This window comes from Burkholderia sp. AW49-1, from assembly GCF_053427845.1.
Window position 1 is genome coordinate 68,206 of record NZ_JBSAXF010000027.1, and the last position, 8,142, is coordinate 76,347.

General features: G+C 67.2%; 6 protein-coding genes. All 6 read left to right on the forward strand.

Going from position 1 to position 8,142, the window contains the following annotated elements:
* Nucleotides 1-51: 51 nt before the first annotated feature.
* Entirely contained in the window at nt 52-2,544 is a 2,493-nt protein-coding gene (locus ACV22W_RS27810; RefSeq protein ID WP_448022696.1) for a DNA internalization-related competence protein ComEC/Rec2, read from the forward strand.
* Nucleotides 2,545-2,677: 133 nt separating this feature from the next.
* Nucleotides 2,678-3,523, forward strand: a complete 846-nt coding sequence (locus ACV22W_RS27815; RefSeq protein WP_448022697.1) for an alpha/beta fold hydrolase — start codon at nt 2,678-2,680, stop codon at nt 3,521-3,523.
* Nucleotides 3,524-3,697: 174 nt separating this feature from the next.
* The gene (locus tag ACV22W_RS27820; protein WP_059535827.1) at nt 3,698-5,356 is read left to right on the forward strand and encodes a CTP synthase; all 1,659 of its coding nucleotides are present in this window, start codon (nt 3,698-3,700) and stop codon (nt 5,354-5,356) included.
* A complete protein-coding gene (kdsA, locus tag ACV22W_RS27825) occupies nt 5,353-6,207 on the forward strand; it encodes a 3-deoxy-8-phosphooctulonate synthase (RefSeq protein WP_014896643.1) in 855 nt (284 codons plus the stop codon). Before ACV22W_RS27820 ends, kdsA begins: the two co-directional genes overlap by 4 nt.
* A gap of 106 nt (nt 6,208-6,313) precedes the next feature.
* Nucleotides 6,314-7,597: a phosphopyruvate hydratase gene (gene eno, locus ACV22W_RS27830; protein ID WP_448022698.1), complete on the forward strand. Its 1,284-nt coding sequence runs from the start codon at nt 6,314-6,316 to the stop codon at nt 7,595-7,597.
* Nucleotides 7,598-7,679: 82 nt separating this feature from the next.
* On the forward strand, nt 7,680-8,105 hold the full coding sequence (gene ftsB / locus ACV22W_RS27835) for a cell division protein FtsB (protein ID WP_448022699.1): 426 nt from the start codon (nt 7,680-7,682) through the stop codon (nt 8,103-8,105).
* Nucleotides 8,106-8,142: the final 37 nt, after the last annotated feature.

Here is an 8,142-nt window from a genome sequence, read left to right on the forward strand (position 1 = left end):
TTGCCGGAAGGCGCCGCATCGACGGCGGCGCCAGGTCGACGAGGAGGTGTGATGCGCGTGTGGTGGATTGCGTTCGCGCTCGGCGTCGTCGTGCTGCAGCGGCAGGCGGCGTTGCCGGGCGTGGGCGGCTGGGCAGGCGGGGCGGTCGTGCTGGCCGGTTGCGGCGCGCTGCTCGCAGGGTGTACGCGGCGCCGTCGAACCCGCGCGATCGTCGCGCTCCGGTGGATGCTGTGCGCATGCGCCGCCGGTGCGATCGGATTCGGCTATGCGGCCGCACGTGCCGAATGGCGGCTGCGTGACAGCCTGCCCGTCGAGCGGGAAGGGCGCGACATCGTCGTCACGGGCGTGATCCGCGGGTTGCCGGTGATCGACGATACCGGTGCGCGACTGCTGCTGGCCGTCGAATCGAACGATGCGGGACTGGCCCGTTTCCCGCCGCTGATCCGGTTGTCGTGGCGCACGTATGGTGCGCGGGCCGCACGCGACGCGATGCCCGATTTGCGCGCCGCGCAGCGCTGGCGTCTCGTCGTGCGCCTGAAGCGCCCGCATGCCGAGGCGAATCCGGGCGTGCGCGACAGCGAGGCGGCGTGGCTCGCCGCGGGCATTCGTGCGATCGGCTATGTGGTCGCGCCCGAGCGGGCGGAACTGCTCGACGCGCGTGCATCGGGATGGCGCGCGTCGATCGATCGGCTGCGAGACGCGCTGCGCAACGGTATCGGCGACGCGCTCGGCAGCGACGCGCGCCATCGCGGCATCGTGACCGCGCTCGCGGTCGGCGATCAATCCGGCATCGGCGACGACGCATGGCGCGTGCTGCGCAATACGGGCACGAGTCATCTGGTGGCGATTTCGGGTCTGCACGTCGGGCTCGTCGGCGCGATCGCGGGCGGGATCGTATCGTGGGTCTGGCGGCGTCTGCGCTGGCGCGGACATGCCGCGGCGCTCGCGATGCCTGCGCCATATGCGGCTTCGGTAGCGGCGCTGACGGCCGCCGCCGGCTATGCGGCGCTTGCCGGGTTCAACGTGCCGGCGCAGCGCGCGTGGTGGATGATCGCGGCCGGGGCGGCTGCCTATCTCGCCGGACGCAGCGTGCCACCGTCCGCCGTGTTGTGCGCGGCGCTCGGCGGCGTGCTGCTGATCGATCCGTGGGCGGTGGTGTCGGCCGGGTTCTGGCTGTCTTTTGGCGCGGTCGCCGTGATCCTGATGGCCGTGGCGGGCTGGCGCGCGGTGCGCGAATTCGGCGGCGATGACGACCGTGGGACGGAGGGCGCTGCCACGGTCGACCGCTGGCACCGCCTGCGCGCGTGGTGCCAGCGTGCCGGGCGCCGTGTCGCGGAGGCAACACGCGTGCAGTACGCGGTGACGATCGGTCTTGCGCCGCTGACGGCCGCGTGGTTCGCTCAGATCTCGGTATCGGGACCGTTCGGCAATGCGTTTGCGATCCCGTGGGTCAGCGCCGTGGTGACGCCGATCGTGCTCGCCGGGATCGGGTTGCCCGCGCCGTTGGACGCGTATGCGTTCCGGCTCGCGCATGCGGCGCTCGAACCGATGATGGCGCTGCTCCGGCACCTCGCCGACTGGCCGGCCGGCGTGTTCTGGCTGCGCATGCCCGACTGGCCGGTTCTGGCGCTTGCGTGCGTGGGTGTCGCGTGGGTCTTGATGCCGCGCGGCTGGCCGCTGCGCTGGGCGGCGCCGATGACATGGCTGCCGCTGGTCGCGCCGGCACCCGATGCGCCGCCGCCCGGCGGCTTCCGGCTGACCGTGCTCGACGTCGGGCAGGGCGCATCGGTGCTGGTGGAGACCGCGCGCCGGACCTTGCTGTTCGATGCGGGACCGGGGGCGGAGTCGACCCATGCCGGTGCGCGGATCGTCGCGCCGGCGTTGCGTGCCCGCGGAATCCGTACCGTCGATTCGCTCGTCCTGAGTCATGCGGACGCCGATCACGCGGGCGGCGCGGCGGCCGTCTATGCGGCCGCCGAGGTCCGCCAGCTGCTCGCCGGCATTGCGCCGCGGCACCGGCTGTGGCGCGACGCGCAGGCGGCCGGCGTGGCGGATCGGCTGCCGTGCGCGGCCGGGCAGCGGTGGATCTGGGACGGCGTCGTATTTTCGATGTTGTGGCCGCCGGGCGTTGCCGGCGCGGGTTCCTCGAACGAGCAATCGTGCGTGCTGCGCATTGACGCGGGTGACACGTCGGCGCTGCTGACGGGCGACATCGAGGCAAGCGCCGAACGCCGGCTGGTGGCCGATGCGCGCGACGAGCTGGACGCGCAGATCCTCGTCGTGCCGCACCACGGCAGCCGCACGTCGTCGGTCGAGCCTTTCCTCGATTCGGTCGGGCCGCGCGTCGCGGTATTTCCTGTAGGCTATCGCAATCGATTCGGGCATCCGCACCGGACGGTCCTCGCGCGCTACGAAACGCGCGGGATTCCGCTGCCGCGCACCGATCGCGACGGGGCCGTGAGCTTCGACGTCGCCCCGACGGGCGGCGGTTTCGCGTTCGAGCGTCATCGCGATGCGCAGCGGCGGTACTGGATGGGCCGGTGAGCGGCGCGACGGCGCGGGTCAAGAAGGCGGAGGCTGGAGGTGGTGCTGAAGGGCAACCCCGGCCGACCGCGAAGCATGGGACCGGAGTCAGCTCGAGCGCGCCGACTCCGGTCGACAAAGGAGACATCGGCGTTTGAAGGACATCCTCCATTTCTCGCATGCGAACGGTTTTCCGGCATCGACGTACCGGACGATCTTCGCCGAGCTGGCAGACGACTACGAGGTGCGCTACATCGAGCGCATCGGTCACGACCGCCGCTATCCGGTGACGCGCGACTGGCCGCATCTCGTCGAGCAGCTGCTCGACGACATCGGCAGCCGCTACGAGCGCCCGGTCTGGCTTGTCGGCCATTCGCTCGGCGGCTACCTGTCGCTGATGGCCGCGCTGAAGAAGCCGCACTGGGTGCGCGGCGTGGTGATGATAGATTCGCCGATCATCGCGGGATGGCGCGCCGGCGCATTGCGCGCGAGCCAGTGGGCCGGGCTCGACGAGCGGCTGTCGCCGGCGGCGGCGACGCGCAACCGGCGCACGCGCTGGGTGAGTCGCGACGAAGCCTGGCGGCACTTTCACGAGAAACCCGCGTTCGCGCGCTGGGACGAGCGGATGCTGTCCGACTACATCGACTACGGCATTCCGCAGGCGGGCGCCGACGGAGAACGCGCGCTCGCGTTCGATCGGCAGGTCGAATACCTGATCTACCGGACGCTGCCACATACGCTCGGCCCGCGGCTCGCGCACGGCGCGCCGGTGCCGCTCGGCTTTCTCGCCGGCACGCGCTCGCGCGAAGTGCGGCAGGTCGGGCTCGATGCGACGCGTCGCGCGGCGCGCGGGCGCATCGAATGGCTCGAGGGCAGCCATCTGTTCCCGATGGAGCGGCCGATCGAGACGGCCCGCGCATTGCAGCGGATGCTGAGTTCGCTGAAGACGGTGGAGGGCGGCGTGCCGCGCGACAGCGCGGCGCTGGCGAAAAGCGCCTGACGCATCGATCCGGTGCACCGCGCCGGCGTGCGCGGTTGCGCCGACCGGCCGGCCGGTTCGCCCCGGCGCGCGCGGCTGGCGCGGCACAGCGCGAAAGGGCGCGATCATCGCGTCAATTGCTGAGAGAAGAGCAGGCTTTACGGTATAATCCGTTTTTCCCGCGAGCATCCAGCGATGACCAAATATGTTTTCGTCACCGGCGGCGTAGTTTCTTCCCTCGGCAAGGGTATTGCCGCCGCCTCTCTCGCCGCGATCCTCGAATCGCGCGGTCTGAAAGTCACCCTCCTCAAACTCGATCCCTACATCAACGTCGACCCCGGCACGATGAGCCCGTTCCAGCACGGCGAAGTGTTCGTGACGGAAGACGGAGCGGAGACCGATCTCGACCTCGGCCACTATGAGCGCTTCATCAGCACGAAGATGCGCAAGGCCAACAACTTCACGACCGGCCAGATCTACGAATCGGTGATCCGCAAGGAACGCCGCGGCGACTATCTCGGCAAGACCGTGCAGGTGATTCCGCACATCACGAACGAAATCCAGGCGTTCATCGAGCGCGGGGCGGCATCGGCCACCTGCGGCGAACCGGACGTCGCGATCGTCGAGATCGGTGGCACGGTCGGCGACATCGAGTCGCTGCCGTTCCTCGAGGCCGCGCGCCAGATGAGCCTGCGCCTCGGCCGCAACAGCGCGTGCTTCGTGCACCTGACACTCGTGCCGTACGTCGCGACGGCCGGCGAGCTGAAGACGAAGCCGACCCAACACAGCGTGCAGAAGCTCCGCGAGATCGGCATCCTGCCGCACGTGCTGCTGTGCCGTGCGGATCGCCGCATTCCCGACGACGAATCGAAGAAGATCTCGATGTTCTCGAACGTGCCGGAAGACGCCGTGATCTCGGTGTGGGACGCCGACAGCATCTACAAGATTCCGCAGATGCTGCACGACCAGGGCCTTGACCGGATCATCTGCGAGGAACTGAAGCTGTCGCCGAAGGATGCCGACCTGAGCATGTGGTCGGAGCTCGTCGAGAAGCTGGAAAACCCGAAGCACGAAGTCACGATCGGCATGGTCGGCAAGTATGTCGATCTGACCGAGTCGTACAAGTCGCTGATCGAGGCGCTGCGCCACGCATCGCTGCACACGTCGACCAAGGTCAACATCGAGTACATCGACTCGGAAGAGATCGAGACGAACGGTGTCGACAGCCTGAAGCATCTCGACGCCGTGCTGGTGCCGGGCGGATTCGGCCGTCGTGGCACGGAAGGCAAGATCGCCGCGATCCGCTACGCGCGCGAGTCGAAGGTGCCGTACCTCGGCATCTGCCTCGGCATGCAGCTCGCGGTGATCGAATTCGCACGCGACGTCGTCGGCCTGAAGCAGGCGAACAGCACGGAATTCGATCCGGACACGCCGGAACGCGTGGTCGCGCTGATCACCGAGTGGTACGACCGCGAAGGCAAGGTCGAGACGCGCACCGAGGAATCCGATCTCGGCGGCACGATGCGCCTCGGCTCGCAACGTTGCCCGATCAAGCCCGGCACGATGGCCGAGGAGATCTACGGCAAGGACGTGAACGAGCGCCACCGCCACCGTTATGAAGTCAATAACCGCTTCGTGCCCCAGCTCGAAGCGGGCGGCCTTATCATCAGCGCCCGTACCCCGAGCGAGGATCTGCCGGAAATGATGGAGCTGCCGCGTTCGATGCACCCGTGGTTCGTTGGCGTCCAGTTCCACCCGGAATTCACGTCCACGCCGCGTGACGGTCATCCCCTGTTCAAGTCGTTCGTCGAAGCCGCGCTCGCCAACAAGCAGGCGCGTGGAGTGCAAGCATGAAGCTGTGCGATTTCGAGGTCGGTCTCGACCAGCCTTTCTTCCTGATCGCGGGTACCTGCGTCGTCGAATCGGAGCAAATGACGATCGACACGGCGGGCCGCCTGAAGGAGATCTGCGAGAAGCTGAACGTTCCGTTCATCTACAAATCGTCCTACGACAAGGCGAATCGCAGCTCGGGCAAGTCGTTTCGCGGCCTCGGAATGGACGAGGGGCTGCGGATCCTCGGCGAGGTGAAGCGCCAGCTCGGCCTGCCGGTGCTGACGGACGTGCATTCGATCGAAGAGATCGAGCAGGTCGCGTCGGTCGTCGACGTGCTGCAGACGCCTGCGTTCCTGTGCCGCCAGACCGACTTCATCCACGCATGCGCGCGCTCGGGCAAGCCCGTCAACATCAAGAAGGGCCAGTTCCTTGCGCCGCACGACATGAAGAACGTGATCGACAAGGCGCGCGACGCGGCCCGTGAAGCCGGTCTGTCGGAAGACCGCTTCATGGCGTGCGAGCGCGGCGTCTCGTTCGGCTACAACAACCTCGTGTCCGACATGCGTTCGCTCGCGATCATGCGCGAGACGAGTGCGCCGGTCGTGTTCGACGCGACCCACTCGGTGCAGCTGCCGGGCGGGCAGGGCACGAGCTCGGGCGGCCAGCGCGAATTCGTGCCGGTGCTCGCGCGTGCCGCGGTCGCGACGGGCGTCGCGGGCCTGTTCATGGAAACGCACCCGAATCCGGCCGAAGCGAAGTCCGACGGCCCGAACGCGGTGCCGCTGAACCGGATGGGCGCGCTGCTGGAGACCCTCGTCACGCTCGACCAGGCGGTGAAGCGCAATCCGTTCCTGGAAAACGATTTCAACTAAAGATCGAATGAACCTTGCGACGGCTTCGCGCGTCAGTAGCGTAGGCGGTTTCGGCGCGCGTGCCATCGCAGTTTGAAGAATCCATCGTCATTCTCAGAGGAAACCCATGAGTGCAATCGTAGATATCATCGGCCGCGAGATTCTGGATTCGCGCGGCAACCCCACCGTCGAATGCGACGTGCTGCTCGAATCGGGCACGATGGGCCGCGCGGCGGTGCCGTCGGGCGCGTCCACCGGCTCGCGTGAAGCGATCGAACTGCGCGACGGCGAAGCCGGCCGCTACAACGGCAAGGGCGTGCTGAAGGCCGTCGAGCACATCAACACCGAAATCTCCGAAGCCATCATGGGCCTCGACGCGTCGGAACAGGCGTTCCTCGACAAGACGCTGCTCGAGCTGGACGGCACCGACAACAAGTCGCGCCTCGGCGCGAACGCGATGCTGGCCGTGTCGATGGCCGTCGCGAAGGCAGCGGCTGAAGAAGCCGGCCTGCCGCTGTACCGCTACTTCGGCGGCTCGGGCGCGATGCAGCTGCCCGTCCCGATGATGAACATCGTCAACGGCGGCGCGCACGCGAACAACAGCCTCGACATCCAGGAATTCATGATCGTCCCGGTGAGCCAGCCGACGTTCCGTGAAGCCCTGCGTTGCGGCGCGGAAGTGTTCCACGCGCTGAAGAAGATCCTGAGTGACCGCGGCATGAGCACGGCAGTCGGCGACGAAGGCGGCTTCGCGCCGAACTTCGGCAGCAACGACGAGTGCCTGTCGACGATCCTGCAGGCGATCGAGAAGGCCGGCTACCGTGCGGGCGAAGACGTGCTGCTCGCGCTCGACTGCGCCGCATCCGAGTTCTACCATGACGGCAAGTACCAGCTCGCGGGCGAAGGCCTGCAACTGTCGTCGTCCGAATTCACCGACTACCTCGCGACGCTCGCCGACAAGTTCCCGATCGTGTCGATCGAGGACGGCATGCACGAAGGCGACTGGGACGGCTGGAAGCTGCTGACCGAGCGCCTCGGCAAGAAGGTGCAGCTCGTCGGCGACGACCTGTTCGTCACGAACACGCGCATCTTGAAGGAAGGCATCGAGAAGGGCATCGCGAACTCGATCCTCATCAAGATCAACCAGATCGGTACGCTGACCGAAACGTTCGCGGCAATCGAAATGGCGAAGCGCGCGGGCTACACGGCCGTGATCTCGCACCGCTCGGGCGAAACGGAAGATTCGACGATCGCGGACATCGCGGTCGGCCTGAACGCCGGTCAGATCAAGACGGGTTCGCTGTCGCGCAGCGACCGCATCTCGAAGTACAACCAGCTGCTGCGCATCGAGGAAGACCTCGGCGATATCGCGAGCTACCCGGGCAAATCGGCTTTCTATAACCTGCGCTAACGCGCTACTATCGGGTTCGTCATCTCGACGCCGCTCTGTGCATGTTGCGCGGAGCGGCGCTTCTTATATCTGCGTCTCCTACATGCGGCTTGTCACTGTCGTCCTGATTGCCTTGCTGGCGCTCATTCAGTACCCCCTATGGTGGGGACACGGCGGCTGGTTGCGGGTGCACGAATTGCGCCAGCAGCTCGGCGATCAACTGCAGAAGAATGCGGACGAGAAGCTGCGCAATGAACGGATCGCGGGGGAAGTGCAGGATCTGCAGGGCGGTACCGCGGCCATCGAGGAGCGCGCGCGCTACGAGATGGGCATGGTGAAGGACGGTGAAGTATTCGTGCAGTTCGTGTCGCCGAATGCGCCGGCCGCGCCGCTGAGCAACACGCCTTCGAGCACGTCGACGCGCGGTACCGTATCCGCGGCGCCCGTGCGAGTCGTGCCGAACCCGCAATCGATCGCGAAGCCGTCGCGGCATCACGGCGGCGAGAAGGGCAAGGCCGCGCATCACTGAGCGCGGGAGTCCGAACCATTGAAAAAGCACAGCCCGG